Source organism: Janthinobacterium sp. 75 (genome assembly GCF_004365495.1).
Classification (GTDB): Bacteria; Pseudomonadota; Gammaproteobacteria; order Burkholderiales; family Burkholderiaceae_D; genus Janthinobacterium.
Genome location: NZ_SORD01000001.1, coordinates 320934 through 337620, shown reverse-complemented (window position 1 = coordinate 337620; position 16687 = coordinate 320934). Strand labels below are relative to the sequence as shown.

General features: G+C 63.9%; 15 protein-coding genes. 7 read left to right on the top strand and 8 right to left on the bottom strand.

Going from position 1 to position 16687, the window contains the following annotated elements:
• Positions 1–110: 110 nt before the first annotated feature.
• Positions 111–977, top strand: coding sequence for an AraC family transcriptional regulator (locus C8C89_RS01625; protein ID WP_243857867.1), 867 nt, complete (start codon positions 111–113; stop codon positions 975–977).
• Between the two features lie 91 nt (positions 978–1068).
• Here the strand turns inward: C8C89_RS01625 and ilvB are convergent, their stop codons facing one another.
• Positions 1069–2817 (bottom strand): biosynthetic-type acetolactate synthase large subunit, encoded by a 1749-nt coding sequence (gene ilvB, locus C8C89_RS01620; protein WP_133988733.1) that lies wholly within the window; start codon positions 2815–2817, stop codon positions 1069–1071.
• Positions 2818–2916: 99 nt separating this feature from the next.
• Between ilvB and C8C89_RS01615 the strand changes: the two genes are divergently transcribed.
• Complete coding sequence (locus C8C89_RS01615; protein WP_101483722.1) at positions 2917–3378, top strand: Lrp/AsnC family transcriptional regulator; 462 nt, start codon at positions 2917–2919, stop codon at positions 3376–3378.
• Between the two features lie 93 nt (positions 3379–3471).
• Complete coding sequence (locus tag C8C89_RS01610) at positions 3472–5964, top strand: TonB-dependent receptor (RefSeq protein ID WP_243857866.1); 2493 nt, start codon at positions 3472–3474, stop codon at positions 5962–5964.
• 128 nt (positions 5965–6092) lie between these two features.
• Here the strand turns inward: C8C89_RS01610 and C8C89_RS01605 are convergent, their stop codons facing one another.
• On the bottom strand, positions 6093–6767 hold the full coding sequence (locus C8C89_RS01605) for a response regulator transcription factor (RefSeq protein ID WP_243857865.1): 675 nt from the start codon (positions 6765–6767) through the stop codon (positions 6093–6095).
• Positions 6764–7672, bottom strand: coding sequence for a histidine kinase (locus C8C89_RS01600; protein WP_166674648.1), 909 nt, complete (start codon positions 7670–7672; stop codon positions 6764–6766). Before C8C89_RS01600 ends, C8C89_RS01605 begins: the two co-directional genes overlap by 4 nt.
• Before the next feature lie 285 nt (positions 7673–7957).
• Between C8C89_RS01600 and C8C89_RS01595 the strand changes: the two genes are divergently transcribed.
• The 3 genes from C8C89_RS01595 to C8C89_RS01585 are packed head-to-tail and all read left to right on the top strand — an operon-like array spanning position 7958 to position 10002.
• Positions 7958–8611: an AIM24 family protein gene (locus tag C8C89_RS01595; protein WP_101483725.1), complete on the top strand. Its 654-nt coding sequence runs from the start codon at positions 7958–7960 to the stop codon at positions 8609–8611.
• An 8-nt stretch (positions 8612–8619) separates the two neighbouring features.
• Complete coding sequence (locus C8C89_RS01590; RefSeq protein ID WP_101483726.1) at positions 8620–9261, top strand: AIM24 family protein; 642 nt, start codon at positions 8620–8622, stop codon at positions 9259–9261.
• Between the two features lie 3 nt (positions 9262–9264).
• Positions 9265–10002, top strand: a complete 738-nt coding sequence (locus tag C8C89_RS01585) for an AIM24 family protein (protein WP_133988730.1) — start codon at positions 9265–9267, stop codon at positions 10000–10002.
• A gap of 6 nt (positions 10003–10008) precedes the next feature.
• Here C8C89_RS01585 and C8C89_RS01580 read toward each other — a convergent pair whose 3' ends face one another.
• Both C8C89_RS01580 and C8C89_RS01575 read right to left on the bottom strand, forming a co-directional pair.
• Entirely contained in the window at positions 10009–10815 is an 807-nt protein-coding gene (locus C8C89_RS01580) for an enoyl-CoA hydratase (protein ID WP_133988729.1), read from the bottom strand.
• Positions 10816–10858: 43 nt separating this feature from the next.
• A complete protein-coding gene (locus tag C8C89_RS01575) occupies positions 10859–11488 on the bottom strand; it encodes a head GIN domain-containing protein (RefSeq protein ID WP_133988728.1) in 630 nt (209 codons plus the stop codon).
• A 178-nt stretch (positions 11489–11666) separates the two neighbouring features.
• On the opposite strand from C8C89_RS01575, the gene C8C89_RS01570 reads away from it, so the two are divergent.
• Positions 11667–12224: a flavin reductase family protein gene (locus C8C89_RS01570; protein WP_101483730.1), complete on the top strand. Its 558-nt coding sequence runs from the start codon at positions 11667–11669 to the stop codon at positions 12222–12224.
• A gap of 60 nt (positions 12225–12284) precedes the next feature.
• Here the strand turns inward: C8C89_RS01570 and gdhA are convergent, their stop codons facing one another.
• The 3 genes from gdhA to yegQ all read right to left on the bottom strand — a co-directional run bounded on the left by gdhA (position 12285) and on the right by yegQ (position 16669).
• Positions 12285–13628 (bottom strand): NADP-specific glutamate dehydrogenase, encoded by a 1344-nt coding sequence (gene gdhA / locus C8C89_RS01565; RefSeq protein WP_133988727.1) that lies wholly within the window; start codon positions 13626–13628, stop codon positions 12285–12287.
• Positions 13629–13876: 248 nt separating this feature from the next.
• Positions 13877–15124 carry a DUF819 family protein gene (locus C8C89_RS01560; RefSeq protein ID WP_101483732.1) on the bottom strand — a complete coding sequence of 416 codons (1248 nt, stop codon included), beginning with the start codon at positions 15122–15124 and terminating at the stop codon, positions 13877–13879.
• 183 nt (positions 15125–15307) lie between these two features.
• Entirely contained in the window at positions 15308–16669 is a 1362-nt protein-coding gene (yegQ, locus tag C8C89_RS01555; RefSeq protein WP_133988726.1) for a tRNA 5-hydroxyuridine modification protein YegQ, read from the bottom strand.
• Positions 16670–16687 lie beyond the last annotated feature (18 nt).

The following is a 16687-nucleotide window of genomic DNA, read 5'->3' as shown; positions in this document are numbered from 1 at the left end:
AGCTCCTGTTTCAGTGGGAACGATGACATGACTGTAGCGCGCTTGCGTTCGCGCGTCTTGAACGAATACGACATCGCGCGGCGCCCGCAATTGCCGGTACAATCGTCGCCATGCCTGCCGCCCAGACGCCCCCACCGCCCCTGACCCGCCTGATCGCGCCGCGCACCGCGCTCGCTTCCTGCGTGCGCGCCTTCCTCGTGCGCGACACCACCGGCTGTGCGCTCTTGCCGCCGGCGCAGCGCCTGAACCGTTTCCCCGCCACGCCCATGTGCTGCCTGCTGTGGACCGTCGCGGGCGAGGTCGAGGCGGCGGCACCTGGCCCCGACCTGCTGCATGTGCGCATGCCGCCAGCCCTGTTCAGTGGCCCGCGCGGCTATCCGCTGGTCAGCTACAACCCCGGCCCCGTGCACTCGTTCATGGTGATGCTGTATCCGGCCGCGCTGCACGCGCTGACGGGCATCGACATGGCAGTTATGTTCGACCAGGTGCGCCCGCTCGAACCGCTGTTCGATGCCGACTGGCTGGCGCTGTCCGATGCCGTGCTGGCCGCACCCGACGACGCGGCACGCATCGCGCTGGTGGAGGCCTTCCTGGCGCCGCGCTGGGCGGTGGCGCGCGGAAATGGCGACCATCCGGCCGGCGCCATGCAGGACTGGGTGCGCCGCCTGGGTGTGCAAGCGGCATCGACGGGCCTGGCCAGCGGCGTGCGCAATATCGAGCGCCGCATCAAGGCCTGGGCCGGCCAGCCCATGCGCACCTTGCGCCGCATGCGCCGCGCGGAGCAGTCGTTTCTCGACGCGCGCGAGGCCATGCTGCAAGGCAATGCTTCATGGAGCGATATCGCCGCCGAGGGCGGCTACGCCGACCAGGCCCATCTGTGCCGCGAGGTGCGCGCCATCACGGGCTTGAGCCCCACCGAACTGGCGCGCGCCAGCCGCGATGATGAAAGTTACTGGGTCTACCGAGTGTGGGCGTAGGTCGGATGAGGTCCGAAGGGCCGTCATCCGACAACGTCGTTGGCGAGGCCGGTGGTGGTGTCGGATTACGCGGCGTTGCCGCTAATCCGACCTACCGTTCGCTGTACACTTTTCCCTTGGATAGGGTGACTTCATGGTGGCCCGCGCCGGGCGCCATCATGGGGAAGCAGTTTTCTGCGCCGTGCACGCGCACGTCGAGGAAGCAGGGGCCTTCGGATGCCAGGCAGGCGGCCAACGCTGCATCGAGTTCCTCGCGCCGGCTCACCGTGTGCGCTTGCCAGCCAAACGCACGCGCCAGGGCGACGAAATCGGGCAGCGCTTCCGTGTAGCTGTGGCTGTAGCGCTCGCCGTGGTGCAGCTCCTGCCACTGGCGCACCATGCCCATATAGCCATTGTTCGACAATACCACTTTGACGGGCAGGCGGTGCTGCACTGCCGTCGCCAGTTCCTGGATATTCATCAAAATCGAGGCGTCGCCGCTGACACACACGACGCGCTTGCCGGGATGGGCGACCTGCGCGCCGATGGCGGCCGGCAAGCCATAACCCATGGTGCCGGCGCCGCCCGAGGTGAGCCAGCGGCGCGGCTGCTCGAAACGCAAGTGCTGCGCCGCCCACATCTGGTGCTGGCCCACGTCGGTGGATACGATGGCGTCCTGTCCGTCCAGGGCCGCCTGCAGCCGCTGCATCAGCGCCTGCGGCGCGATCACTTCCGGCGTGTCGTCGAAGGCCAGCGAATTGTGCGCGCGCCAGCCATCGATGCGCCGCCACCACGGCTGGCGGTCCGCCAGCAAGCGTCCGCGCAGCTGCGCCAGCAGGGCGGTGAGCACGGGCGCGCAGTCGCCGCGCAGGGCCACGTCGGCGCGCACCACCTTGTCTATCGACGCCGGGTCGATATCGACGTGGATGATCTTTGCGCCAGGACAAAAGGCATCCAGGCGCCCCGTGACCCTGTCGTCGAAGCGGGCGCCGACGCAGACGATCAGGTCCGCATGGTGCATGGCCAGGTTCGCTTCCAGCGTGCCATGCATGCCCAGCATGCCCAGGAAGGCGGGGTGCGAGGCGGGAAAGGCGCCCAGGCCCAGCAGGGTCAGGGTACAGGGCGCGGCAGCCAGTTTCACCAACTGCCCGAAGGCGGCGCAGGCGTCCAGGCCGGAATTGATGAGACCCCCGCCGCCATAGAACACGGGCTGGCGCGCGCCCGCGATCAGGCTGGCGGCCCGTTCCAGGTCGGCGCTGGCGGGCAGGGGAACCCGGGCGGCGGCGGGTGGCAGCGGCGTGTGGTGCGTGACGGGCGCCAGCTGCATATCCTTGGGAAAGTCGATCAGCACGGGGCCGGGCCTTCCCTGCGTGGCTTGCGCGTACGCTTCCTGCACCACGGCCGCCGTTTCTTCTGCCGTGCGGATCTGCCGGTTCCACTTGGTGACGGGGCGCGAAATGCCCAGCGCATCGCATTCCTGGAAGGCGTTTGTACCGATGCTGGTGGTGGCCACCTGGCCACTGATGCAGATGACGGGAATCGAATCGCACAGGGCGTCGAGCAAGCCCGTGGTGGTGTTGCTCATGCCGGGGCCGGAGGTGACGAAGACGACGCCGGGCCGGCCCGTGCTGCGCGCATAACCTTCGGCCGCGTGCACGGCTGCCTGTTCGTGGCGCACCAGCACGTGGCGCAAACGGGGCTGGGCGTGCAGCGCGTCGTACAGGGGCAGCACGGCGCCGCCCGGATAGCCGAAGACGGTGTCGACGCCCAGGGCGAGCAGAGTGTCGATGAGGGTGCTGGCGCCGCTGCGCGGCGCAAGATCGTGGGCGGGAGCGAGGAGGGGGGCGGGATCGGGTTTCATGGGTCTATTTTCTGCTTGCCCTGGCAGAAAAGGCTGCTGGTTTTCTCGGATAGAATGTAATATTCAGTAAAATTTGCTGTGAAATAAGGATATGACAGAATGAAGCTGGACAAATTCGACCTCGCCATCCTGACGGCCTTGCAGCAGGATGCCCGCATCAGCCTGCACGAGCTGAGCGCCAGGGTGGGCCTGACCTCGTCACCATGCTGGGCGCGCATCAAGCGCATGGAAGACGATGGCGTCATCGAGGGCTATACGGTGAACGTCAACGCGGCCAAGGTGGGGCTGGCCGACACCGTCATCGTGCAAGTCACGCTGGACGACCATTCGGACCAGGCCCTGTTCGAATTCGGCCACGCCCTGGCCATGATCCCGGAAGTGCTGGAAGCGTTTCTCGTCTCCGGCGACTACGATTACTACCTGCGCATCGCCGTCAGCGACACGCGCGACTACGAACGCCTGCTGCGCGAGCGTTTATATAAAATCCCCGGCATCCGCCACAGCAAATCGAGCTTTGTCTTGCGCCAGCTCAAACAGAGTTACTTGCCACTGCAACGTTAATCCCCTGCACGGCGGGAGTTTTTCCCTAGTCCATTGGTGGCCGCTGCCTGATACTGGACAGTAATAAAAACCATGATAAAACTGGGGACCCGCATGAAATTGACTTTATTCGCTGCCGCCGCCATGGCGCTGTGCCAGGCGCAGGCCGCCGACCTTGCCGCTGACGCCAGCACGATCATCGCCGTCGACTTGCCCACCGTCATCATCACGGGCAGCATGCCGCTGCCTACCGTGGATCAGCCGCGCGATACCTTGGCCGCACCCGTGCAGACGGCCAGCGCGCAGCAGATCGCCCGCAGCGATGCGCTCGACATTTCAGCCTTCTTGCGCCGCAACCTGGGCAGCGTGGTGGTGAACGAGGTGCAAAACAACCCGTTCCAGCCCGACGTCAGCTACCGCGGCTACACGGCTTCGCCCTTGCTGGGCACGCCGCAAGGCCTGTCCGTGTATCTGGACGGCATGCGGCTGAACCAGCCCTTTGGCGATGTCGTCAGCTGGGACTTGATCCCGCGCATGGCGATAGCCTCTCTGACCCTGATGCCCGGCTCGAATCCCCTGTTCGGCCTCAACACCCTGGGCGGCGCGCTGGCCCTGCAAACCAAGGATGGCAAGAGCAGTCCCGGCACCGCCATCGAAGCGCGCCTGGGCTCGAACCAGCGGCGCGCCGTCGAGTTCGAGCATGGCGGCAGCAATGCGCAGGGCTGGCACTGGTATGGGACGGGCAACCGTTTCAAGGAAGATGGCTGGCGCGACGATTCACCGTCCGACGTGCGCCAGGTGTTCGGCAAGCTGGGCTGGAGCGATGCACGCACGGACATTGCCGCCACCGTGGCGCACGCGGACAATGCGCTGACGGGCAATGGCTTGCAGGAACAGCGCCTGCTGGCGCGCGACTACCGCAGCGTGTACACCAAGCCCGATTTGACGCAGAACAAGTCGACCCTGCTGAACCTGTCGGGCAAGCACCAGGCCAGCGATGCCTTGCTATTGTCCGGCAATGTGTACTACCGCAAGATCGACACGCACACCTTCAACGGCGACTTGAACGACGAGTCGCTCGACCAGTCCGTCTACCAGCCTGGTGCGGCCGAGCGGGCGGCGCTGGCGGCGGCCGGCTACACGGGTTTTCCCGCCAGCGGGGCGAATGCAAGCAATACGCCTTTCCCCAAGTGGCGCTGCATCGGCAATGTGCTGCTGAACGATGAGCCAGCCGAAAAATGCAACGGCATGATCAACCGCAGCCACACGCAGCAGGAAAACTATGGTTTTTCGGGCCAGTTCACCGTGCTGGCCGACGTGGCCGGCGCGCGCCATGCCGTCACGGCCGGCGCCGCCTTTGATGCGAGCCACGCTACGTTCCGCCAGAGCAGCCAGTTCGGCTATCTGAATCCGGACCGCAGCATCACGCCCGTCGCGTTCTTTGCCGACGGCACGGAAATCGATGACGACGGCACGCCCGTGGACAACCGGGTCGACTTGAGCGGGCGCATGCGCACCTGGAGCGTGTATGCGAGCGATAGCATTACGCTCAATCAAGATTTAACGTTGACCGTTTCCGGCCGCTACAACCGCAGCACGGTGCGCAACCGCGATGCCATCACGCCCGGCGGCGGCAGCGGTTCGCTCGATGGCGACCACCGTTTCAGCCGCTTCAATCCCGCCATCGGCCTGGCTTATGCGCCGGCCGCCGGCATCGGCGCCTACCTCGGTTACAACGAAGGCAGCCGCACGCCGACGGCCATCGAACTCGGTTGCGCCGATCCGGAAAACCCATGCCGTTTGCCCAACGCCATGGCCGGCGACCCGCCATTAAAACAGGTGGTGACGAAGACGTGGGAAGCGGGTGTGCGCGGCAAGCTCTCCAGCGTGGCCCGCTGGAGCGCGGGCGTGTTCCGCGCGGAAAACCACGACGATATCCTGTTCGTGGCCGATAACCAGGCCGGCTTTGGCTACTTCAAGAATTTCGGCAAGACGCGCCACCAGGGCGTCGAGCTGGCGGTCGATGGCAAGGCGGGCGCGCTGGATTTCGGCGTCAATTACACGTGGTTGCAGGCGACGTATCAAAGCCGCGAGCTTGTCAACGGCAGCGCCAACAGCAGCAGCGACGCGCAAGCGCCCGGCCTCGAAGGCAATATTGTCATCACGCCGGGCAACCGGATTCCCCTGACGCCCAGCCATATCTTCAAGGCGCACGTGGATGTCCAGGGCGGACGCGACTGGACGGTGGGCCTGGCCATGACGGCCGTCTCCAGCGCCTATGCGCGCGGCAATGAAAACAACCAGCACCAGGCAGGCGGACCAGCGTATCTGGGATCGGGCAAGAGCGGCGGCTATGCCGTGGTCGAGCTGAATGGCAAATACCAGCTGACGCCGCGGCTCAGCATATTTGCCCAGGTGAATAACCTGCTCGACCGGAAATATGCGACGGCGGCCCAACTGGGCGCGACGGGTTTCGATGCCAGCGGCAATTTCAGTGCCCGGCCGCTGCCCGCCGTGAACGGCGCGTATCCGATGGTCAACGCGACCTTCTATGCGGCCGGGGCGCCGCGCAGCGTGAATGCGGGCTTGCGCTATGTATTTAATTAGGTTTTCTTGACACTCAAGATGCCTGACAAAACCGTAGCGAGCGGATGGGATTTGTGGCTAAGAAGCGCAACCGTACTCTAGTACGGTGAGCATCGCAGGCCGCAAAGCGTGCCGCGCAGTAGGTTTGGTCAGGCATTCGGCAGAACGTGTTCGATGACCCCGTTGCGTAAGGCCAGGTGGACCAAAGCGGCGGGGCCGGGCACGTCGAGCTTTTCCTTGATGCAGGTCTGGTGGTTGGCCACCGTCTTGCTGCTCACGTGCAGCAGGCGGGCGCAGTCGGCGGCGCTGCGGCCTTCGGCCAGCAGGCGGAAGATTTCGAATTCGCGCTGGCTCAGACTGCTCAAACGCTGCGCTTCCATGCGGGCCGTACCCTGTAGCATGGCGGGGGCGCTACGCGGGTCGAGGTAGCGCCGGCCTGCGTGGGCGGCGCGCACGGCATCTACCAGGTGCTCCGGGTCGGCTTGCTTGCTGACGAAGCCGCAGGCACCACCATCGAGTGCACGCGCGATCAGCTGCGGCGTGTCGTGCATGCTGAATACCAGCACGCGCGCGTCGGCATCGCGGGCCAGCAGCTTGCGCAGCAATTCCAGGCCGCCGATGCCGGGCATGGACAAATCCGTCACGCACACATCGGGGTCCTGCTCCAGATACAGGGCATACGCCGTTTCGCCATTTCCCGCCTCGGCCACGACGGCGATGTCGCCGCCCTGTTCCAGCAGGCGCCGGTAGCCCGTGCGCACCACCGGGTGGTCATCCACCAGCATCACGCGGATCGCTTGCAGGGCGCTGTTCATGGCGTTCATGCCGCGCACCGTGCCGCCAGGGCCACTTCGATGCGCAAGCCGTTGCCCAGCGCGCTGATCCAGCGGATATGGCCGCGCAGGCCCGCCACTCTTTCACGCATGCCCAGCATGCCGAAGCCATCTGCTGGCGTTTTTTCCTGGGGCAAACCCTGGCCATTGTCTTCGATGGCCAGGTGCAGCAAGCCGTGCGTATCGGCGCGCAATTCCACCGTGGCCTGGTCGGCGCCCGCGTGGCGCGCCACATTCGTCAATCCTTCCTGCACCAGGCGGTAGATGGCCGTGGCGACGCTGTCGTCTAGGCTGGCGGGAATGGCGTGCGGCGCAAAACGGCAAACGATGCCGTGCTGCTGCGCCCAGCTGTCGCACAGCGTCTGCAGGGCCGCTTCCAGGCCCAGGCTGTCGAGTACGGGCGGGCGCAATCGGCGCAGCATGGTGCGCACCATCGCATGCAGCGTTTCCGCCGAGCGGGCGATACTGGCGGCGCAGGCTTGCACGTTCGCCTGGTCGCCATCGCGCGCGCGCAGGATGTAGCTGGCGGCGGCGCGGATGGCCGTGCAGTCTTGTCCCACTTCATCGTGCAGCTCGCGCGCCAGCGCGCAGCGCTCCTCCTCCTGCGCGCGCAGCAGGCGCTGCGTGAGGGCGCGGTTCTGCGCCAGCAGCAGGGCCACCTGCCGCCCGCGCCGCACGGCAAAGGCAGCCATCGCCAGCACCAGCAGCAGCAGGCTCAGGGCTAATTCGTCGAGTTGCCAGTGTTCTTGGCGCCAGAGGGCGTGCGTCAGCCGTTCGGCCAGGTCCAGCCTGGCGGCCAGCAGGAAAAAAGCCAGTGCCAGCGCGCAGCACACGATGCTGCGCCGGACCGGCCGCGTGCCTGAGCGGCCGCTGCCGGCCAGTTGGTAGTGTTCCATGATGCGGCTCCCTGAGCACGGTCGATCCCCTTGTTGTGCAAGCTTCATGCCATCGGCACAGGAGGGGGCTGGGGCGCAAGTGGTGCGTCTGGCGGAGCGCCGGCGGACCAATACCTGTTCCAGGATGGAACAGGTGTACCGCGATGTGACGGTGCGGCAAGCGCGGCATTTCAGGCGCGAGCGCAAGGCACGCCTCCGGGCACGCTTTTTTCTATTCAAACACCCCCGTCCGGGAGGAATAGCACTTGCATGGCGCTAAGGCCCCCGGTATCTTGTCGGATAGCCATGGCTTTGTGCCCTGGCATTCTTGGGGAGTCGCGCGTGACCAGTTTCCGCACCAATACCGACCGCCTGCTGGAAGTGCGCCTGCAGGATGAAAAAGTGCTGGCGATCGCCGGCGCCATGGTCGCCTATACGGGCAGCATCAAATTTGAAAAATCCTTGCTCGGTGGCGAGGGCATCTTCGGCGCGCTCAAGCGCAAGGTGACGAACGAAGGCATGCAGGTGATGCAGGCCGCCGGCACGGGCACCGTGTTTTTTGCGCAGAATGCGGCCGAGATCACCGTCATGGCGCTGGCCGGCGAAAAGCTGACCATCGAAAGCAGCAGCCTGCTGGCCTACGACACGAGCCTGAAGACGGGCACCAGCTTTGCCGGCCTGCGCGGCGCCAGTTCGGGCCAGGGCCTGTTTTCCACCACCGTCGAAGGTCACGGCAACCTGGCCGTCATTTCGCGCGGCAACCTGATCATGCTGGAAGTGACCCCCGCGCACCCGCTGCGCGTGGACCCGGACGCCTTCGTCGGCTTCAAGGGCGATATTCGCCAGGAATTCGTCTTCGACGTCAACTGGCGCACCATGATCGGCCAGAGCTCGGGCGAATCGTACCAGCATAAATTCACAGGCCAGGGCGTGGTGTTCATCCAGCCCGCCGAACGCTAGGAGTCGCCATGCCTGTCTATCAGCAAATCAACGAAAAGATGCTTGAGGTCAAACTCGGCAATGAGGAAGTGTTTGCGCGCAAGGGCGCCATGGTGTCTTACCAGGGCGACGTGGCGTTTAGCCGCTCCTTCCTGGCGGGCCAGGGCGTGCAAAGCCTGGCCATGCGCGCCGTCACGAATGAGGGTTATGCCCTGATGTCGGCGCGTGGCACGGGCAGCGTGTTTTATGCGCAGGGAGGCCTGTTCGTCAGCATCGTGCCCGTGCGCGGTGAAACGTTTTATGTGGAAAGCGATTCCCTGCTGGCCTTCGATGCGCGCCTGACGGCCGGCACCATGTTTCTGGGCAACCAGGGCGGCGTGCAGGGCGTGGTGCGCGGCATGGCCTCGGGCCAGGGCTTGTTTACCACCACCTTGCAAGGCACGGGCGAAGTGGCGATTTTGTCGGATGGCAATGCCATCGGCTTGCCCGTCACGCCGGACGTGCCCGTGTTTGTCGACCCGCAAGCGTATATCGGCCACACAGGGCAGCTGAGTTCAACCATCGTCACGGACCTTAACTGGAAAACCTTTGTCGGCCAGGCGTCGGGCGAGTCGTACCAGGTGAAGTTCACTGGCCAGGGTACGGTCTACATCCAAGCGAGCGAAAGGTAAGCCATGACGATTTACAATCCCGATACCTTGCCGAAGAACGATAATCTGAACCGCTTTTCGTATGTCATCGACGTCAAGGAACAGATCTTCATCCGCAAGGGCAAGATGATCGCCTTCTATGGCGAGTTGCGCTTCGAATCCATGGGCAGCAGCGTGCTCGACTTGATCGTGCGCAATGCCTTCAATGCGCCCAAGTACGTGCATCACTTTGTCGTGGCGCAAGGCCAGGGCCAATTGATTTTGGGCGACAACGGCAATGACCTGGCGTGCTACGACCTTGACAGCGCCAACATGACCATCCGCGCGAAAAACCTGCTGGGCTTTACCAAGGATGTGATTTGCCAGGAATCGACCCTGCCCGGCTATCTGACCATGATAGGCACGGGTAAAGTCATCGCCTCGTCGAACGGTCCCGTGCACTTCCTGGAGTTGCCTTGCCGCGTGGATGAGCAGGCCGTGCTGGGCTGGGCCGACTGCCCCAGCCCTTCGTATCACTACGACTATGCCCACGTTCAGGGCTGGGCCTCGGCCGCCGGCGCGCTCACGGGTTTTACCCTTTCGGGCGAGGAAAAGCAGATCGACTTCACGGGCGTCGGCACGGTGCTGGTGCAGTCGTCCGAGCTGGACGTGACGGGCAGCTCGGCCCTGATGCAGCTGCTGGCGCAATTGCCACTGCTGGGCAAGGAAGACCTGGGGACCTTGAGTCTTTCCGTCCAGCAGCAGATGAAGCAAGAGCGTTAAACTACTTTACGGCCGCGCCCAGCTGGGCGGCCGTTTCTCCAGGAAGGCGGCGACGCCTTCGTCCGCATCCTCTTCCATCATGTTGCGCGCCATCACGTCGCCCGCATACGCATACGCGTCGTCCAGCGGCAGCTGGCGCTGCCGGTAGAACATGGCTTTGCCATAGCGGATGGCTGTCGGGCTTTTCGCCATGATTTGCTGTGCCAGGCGCGCCACGGCTTCGTCGAGCGCCGCGTCGGCCACCGTTTCATTGATCAGGCCCCAGTCGACGGCCGTGTCGGCATCGATGAAGCGGCCCGTCACCAGCATGTCGAAGGCCCGCTTGGGCGAGACATTGCGCGACAGGGCCACGGACGGCGTGGCGCAGAACAGGCCCACGTTGATGCCGGACACGGCGAAGCGGGCGGACGCGCCCGCCACGGCCAGGTCGCAGCTGGCCACCAGCTGGCAGCCGGCCGCCGTGGCGATGCCATGCACGCGGGCAATCACGGGCACGGGCAAGGACTGGATGGCTTGCATCACGCGCGAGCATTGCGCGAACAGGGTTTGATAATACTCAAGCTCACGCGTGGCTTGCATCTGGCGCAAATCGTGGCCCGCGCAAAAGGCCTTGCCTTCGGCGGCCAGCACCACACAGCGCACCTGCGGTTGCTGCGCGATGCTATCGAACGCCTCTTGCAACGCCGCCAGCATGGCGACGGACAGGGCGTTGAATTGCAGCGGGCGGTTCAGGCGCAGGGTGACGAGGCCATCGTGCTCCTCGCGCAGCACCAGCGGTGCGTCGGTATCTTGGGTATCGGGTGTTGCGCTCATGCGGTCTCCAGCGGCTTGATGGCCTTGTTTTTGTCAGGAAGTCTTACTTGGCGGCGTTGACGCTGCCGATGCCGGCGATCGATTTGTGCACGATCTTCGGCTTGCCGTAATACGTCAGTTCGCCCATGCCGCGCACCACGGCGTTCAGTTCGCCCGAGGAATACACCTTGACGGAGCCGATGCCGTCGAAATTGACATCGACGTTTTTCGCCAGCAAGGCTTTCGTATCGACTTCGCCCACGCCTTGCGCCTTCAAGCGCAGCCAGTCGACCTGGCCTTCGGCGGTCAGGCGGCCCGCGCCCTTGTAGCTGATGTCGACCCTGGGGCCATTGAGCTTGGTCAAGATCTTCTCGCCTGCGCCTTCCGCGATCAGCTTGCGCAAGGCGGGCATGGTGATGATGACCCGCGGGTCGCCCTCGGTCTTCTTGATATCCTTGTCTTTCATGGAAATTTTCAACTCGCCATCGACCACCTCCGTGATCACGCCGCTGAGGAACTTATGGTCGCCGCGCAGCAGCAGGCTTTGCTCCTTGCCCGATTCCACCTCGATGCTGATGGGGCCACGGATGTCGATGGCGTTGAAGGCGGCGACCGTGCGGCTTTGCTCGTCGGCATGCGCGAGGGTGGAGAGGCAAGCGAGGGACAGGACTGACAACAGGAACAGAGGACGCATGGCGGTTTCCTTGAGTAGTTGATCAGTGTATTCTAGGGCGCAAGTTCTCCGAGAGGGAGAAATTTGCGATGAACTGCACAAATCTCGGCGCGGATGCCACCGCGCGGCCATCGGCCAGGCGCGCGCCCGCCGAGGCGCCATTGGTCTATGCTATGGCGTACCGCGTCCTGGAGAGCAGATGAAAAATTACCACAAAGAAGATTATCCCGTCGCCGATATCCGGCGCTTCCTCGAGCCCGGGCCGGTGGTGCTGGTCAGCTCCACCTGGAAGGGCGAGAGCGACGTCATGACCATGGCCTGGCACATGCTGATGGAATTGTCGCCATCGTTGCTGGGCTGCTTCATTTCCGACGCGAATCACAGCTATGAAATGATCAAGCGCAGCATGGAGTGCGTGATCAACCTGCCCACGGCCGACATGGTCGACCAGGTGGTGGCCATCGGCAATTGCAGTGGCGAAGACACGGACAAGTTCACGGCCTTCGGCCTGACGCCGCAGCCGGCCGAACGGGTGGGCGCGCCCCTGATCGCCGAGTGCTACGCCAACTTCGAATGCAAGCTGGCGCAGGTGGCGGGTAATCCGAAGGGCGGCTTTTTCATTTTCGAGTGCGTGAAGGCCCACGTGGCCACCTCGCCCAAGCTGCCCGAAACCCTGCACTACCGCGGCAACGGCGAGTTCATGGTGTCGGGCCGCACCATCAGCCGCAAGAGCCTGATGAAGCCTGAAATGTTGTAGGCCGGCGTAGGTCGGATTAGGCGCAAGGCGCCGTAATCCGACAACACCGTTGGCCGATGATTAAATCACCCCTTGCGCCAGCATCGCATCGGCCACTTTGACAAAACCGGCGATATTGGCGCCATCCACATAGCTGACGGTGCCGTCAGGACGCGTGCCGTACTGCTTGCACGCCGCATGGATGCCTTGCATGATCTGCAGCAAACGCGCGTCGACTTCTTCGCGCGGCCACGCCATGCGGGCCGCGTTCTGGCTCATTTCCAGGCCCGACGTGGCCACGCCGCCCGCATTGCTGGCCTTGCCCGGCGCATACAGCACGCCGGCCGCCTCGAACGCCTTGGCCGCCTCGATGGTGGTGGGCATGTTGGCGCCTTCGGCCACGCACTGCACGCCATTGGCGATGAGAAGGCGCGCGTCGTCGATGTTTAATTCATTCTGCGTGGCGCAGGGCAGGGCGATGTCGACCGGCACGTGCCATGGCGACACGCCCGCCTCGAAGCGCACGCCCGTGCGCTCGGCGTAATCGCTGACGCGGCCGTACAGGTGGTTCTTGATTTCCATCAGGATGGCCAGCTTTTCCGGCGTAAAGCCGTCTTCGTCGATGACGGTGCCGCTGGAATCGGAGACGGTGATGACTTTCGCGCCCATTGCCATGGCTTTCTCCACCGCGTACTGCGCCACGTTGCCCGACCCGGAAACGGACACGCGCATGCCTTCGAACGAGCGGCCCTGCGTTTTCAGCATTTCTTCGGCGAAATAGACGGTGCCGTAGCCCGTCGCTTCAGGCCGCATCAGCGAGCCGCCAAAGCTGGCGCCCTTGCCCGTAAACACGCAGTCGGCGCGGTTGCTGAGCTTTTTCATCATGCCGGCCATGTAGCCCACTTCGCGGCCGCCCACGCCGATGTCGCCAGCCGGCACATCCGTGTCCGAACCCACATGGCGGAACAGTTCACTGACGAAGGCTTGGCAAAAGCGCATCACTTCGCCCGGGCTCTTGCCCTTCGGATCGAAATCGGCGCCGCCCTTGCCGCCGCCCATCGGCAAGGTCGTCAGGGCATTCTTGAACGTTTGCTCGAAGGCGAGGAATTTCAGCACCGACAGGGTGACGGACGGATGGAAGCGGATGCCGCCCTTGTACGGCCCGATGGCCATGCTGTGCTGGATGCGGTAGCCGCGATTGACTTGCACCTGGCCATGGTCATCGACCCACGAGACGCGGAACATGACCACGCGTTCCGGCTCGATCAAGCGTTCCAGCAAGCCTTGTTCCGCGTATTTCGGGTGCTGCTCGAGGAACGGCCACAAGCTCTCCATGACTTCGGTGACGGCTTGCAGAAACTCGGGCTGACCTGGATTGCGTGCGGCGACATGCTGGACATACTCGTGAGCAGATGCGTATTTCATCAGAATTCCATGGAGGTGATCGGTTATTTGGGCAACTATCATCGCAGATTTTGCACGAAAATAGTGCAAAAATTTGGTTTTGAGGGGTTTCTGCTACATTTTGGGGATTTTTTGGAGGCTCTCAGGCCGAAGCAAGGGCGAATGCCTTATTGCGAAAAAACACGTGACGAGGCGGTTTCAGCGGCATGCCAGGCCCACAAACGACAACGCCAGCCCTAAGGCTGGCGTCGTTGTCATGGCCGGGTGAATCACCCCGCCATGGCGCGCAATATCAAACCCGTGATGTAAGCGCCATAGGTGCCCAGCGCGTAGCCGAGCACGGCCAGCAGCACGCCGACGGGGGCCAGGGCCGGGTGGAAGGCGCTGGCGATGACGGGGGCGGAGGCGGCGCCGCCGATGTTCGCTTGCGATCCCACGGCCATGAAGAACAGCGGCGCACGTATCAGCTTGGCGACGAGCAGCATCAGGCCGCCGTGCACGGCGATCCAGATCAGGCCCAGCAGGAACAGGAATGGCTTGTCGAACAGGGCTTTCAAGTCCATGTGCATGCCGATGGTGGCCACCAGCACGTACAGCATGGCCGAGCCGATGGTCGAGGCGCCCGCGCCTTCCAGGCTGCGCGCCCGGGTAAAACTGAGCAGCAGGCCGAAGGTAGTGGCGAGCACGACGATCCAGAAGAAGTTCGACGTCAGGCTGTAGTCCTGCAGGCGCCATTCGGCGGGCAGGGTGTTGATCCAGCTGATGATGGGGCCGGCCAGGAAGTGCGACAGGCCCGTCACGCCCAGGCCCACGCCGAGGATGATCATGATGTCGGTCAGGCTGGCAACGCGCGCGTGCTGGGCCCGGTAGCTCTCGATGCTGTCCTTGAGCGCATTGATGGCTGTCAAGTCGGCGCCCGTCCAGCGATCGAAGGCGCCCGCGCGGCCGGCCAGGAACAGCAGCACGGCCGTCCAGACGTTGGCCACCAGCACGTCGACGGCGACGAACTGGCCGAACAGGGTGGCGTCCACTTCAAACACTTCCTTCATGGCTGCCTGGTTGGCGCCGCCGCCTATCCACGAGCCGGCCACGGTGGTCATGCCGCGCCAGGTGTCGCCCGCCACCGTTTCCGGGTGGATCAAACGCAAGGCTTCGAACGAGACAAGGGCGCCCAGCATGACGCCAAGCGTGCCAGTGAGAAACATGATGATGGCTTTGGGCCCCAGGCGGATGATGCCGCCGAAATCGATGGCCACGCACAGCAGGACCAGCGCGCTGGGCAGCAGATAGTCGCGCGCCACGGCGTACAGGCCGGACGTGTTGCCATCGATGATGCCGAAGGTGTTGAGCAGCGCCGGGATCAGGTAGCACATCAGCAGCGACGGGATATACGTGTAAAACTTTTTCCAGAAGCCGTTCGTTCGGGAAGCGGTCCAGAAAACGGCCCCCAGGGTCATGGCGAGCAGGCCGAGGACGACGGCGTCATTGGTGATCAGGGCAGGTGTGGCAGGTGGCATCGGGGATTCCGGTGAACGTGTCAGGAACGCCCGGGATGCCGATAAGGCTCCCGGACGCAGGGTGGCCGTATCGTATAGTAATGTTGAGGCTTAAACAAATTGTTTAAGCGGTGCTGTGTGGATTTTTACTTGTCAAATCAAACACTTAGAAACTGCTCGCCACAGCACGCGCTAGACTGGTGGTTACAAATAGCGGGCCAGCAAAGCCTTGTCGAGGGCACCGTCGAGTTCGATGCGCACGAAGTGGCCGCTGCCGGGCGCAACCTGGATTTCCTTGCCGTCATCGCTGAGCATGCGTGCTAGGGTGAAATCGCGGTTGCCGCCCGGATGCAGGGCCTCGATGCGGTCGCCCACGGCGAAGCGGTTTTTCACTTCCACCCTGGCCCAGCCGTCCGCCACGCCCAGCACGTCGCCCACGTACTGGCTGCGGTCCGCTTCCGAGGCGCCGCGCATGTAGTTCTGATGTGTTTGCGTGTGGTGGCGCTGGTAAAAACCATCCGTGTAGCCGCGGTTGGCCAGGCCTTGCAGCTGGCCCAGCAGGCTGATGTCGAAAGGACGGCCCGCCACGGCGTCATCGATGGCCTGGCGGTAGACTTGCGCCGTGCGCGCCGCGTAGTACAGCGACTTGGTGCGGCCCTCGACCTTTAGCGAATCGACGCCGATCTTGACCAGGCGTTCGATATGCTCGACAGCGCGCAAGTCCTTCGAGTTCATGATGTAGGTGCCGTGCTCGTCTTCGAGTATTGGCATCAGCTGGCCAGGGCGCTGTGCTTCTTCAATGAAATAGGGCTGGTCGGCCAGCGGGTGGCGCGGCTGCTGGTGCAGGGCCGAAAACGCGTTGTTGTCGGCCTCGGCCAGCGCCTGGTGAAATTCCAGCGGCACCACCTGCATGCCGCCCAGATCGCCGCTGGCGTCTTCCGAAGCATTTTTCACCTTGTAATCCCAGCGGCAGGAATTCGTGCACGTGCCCTGGTTCGGGTCGCGGTGGTTGAAATAGCCGGACAGCAGGCAGCGGCCAGAGTAGGCGATGCACAGGGCGCCGTGGACGAACACTTCCAGTTCCATCTCCGGGCAGCGCTGGCGGATTTCCTCGATCTCGTCGAGCGACAGTTCGCGCGACAGAATCACGCGCGTCAGGCCCATGCGGTGCCAGAATTTTACATCCGCCCAGTTCACGGCATTCGCCTGCACGGACAGGTGGACGGGGACGTCCGGCCACTTGTCGCGCACCATCATGATCAAGCCCGGGTCGGCCATGATCAGGGCGTCGGGACGCATGGCGATCACAGGTTCCATGTCGCGCAGATAGGTTTTCAGCTTGGCATTGTGGGCGAAGATATTGCTGGCGACAAAGAACTGCTTGCCACGCGCATGGGCGCCATCAATTCCCTCCTGCAAGGCTTGCAAGGTTGAAAAATCGTTATTGCGCACGCGCAAACTGTAGCGCGGCTGGCCCGCGTAGACGGCATCGGCGCCATAGTCGAAGGCGGCGTGCATCTTGGCCAGGGAGCCGGCAGGAAGGAGGAGTTCGGGAGCGTGGCGCATGGAGGAGGAGCAAAGCCG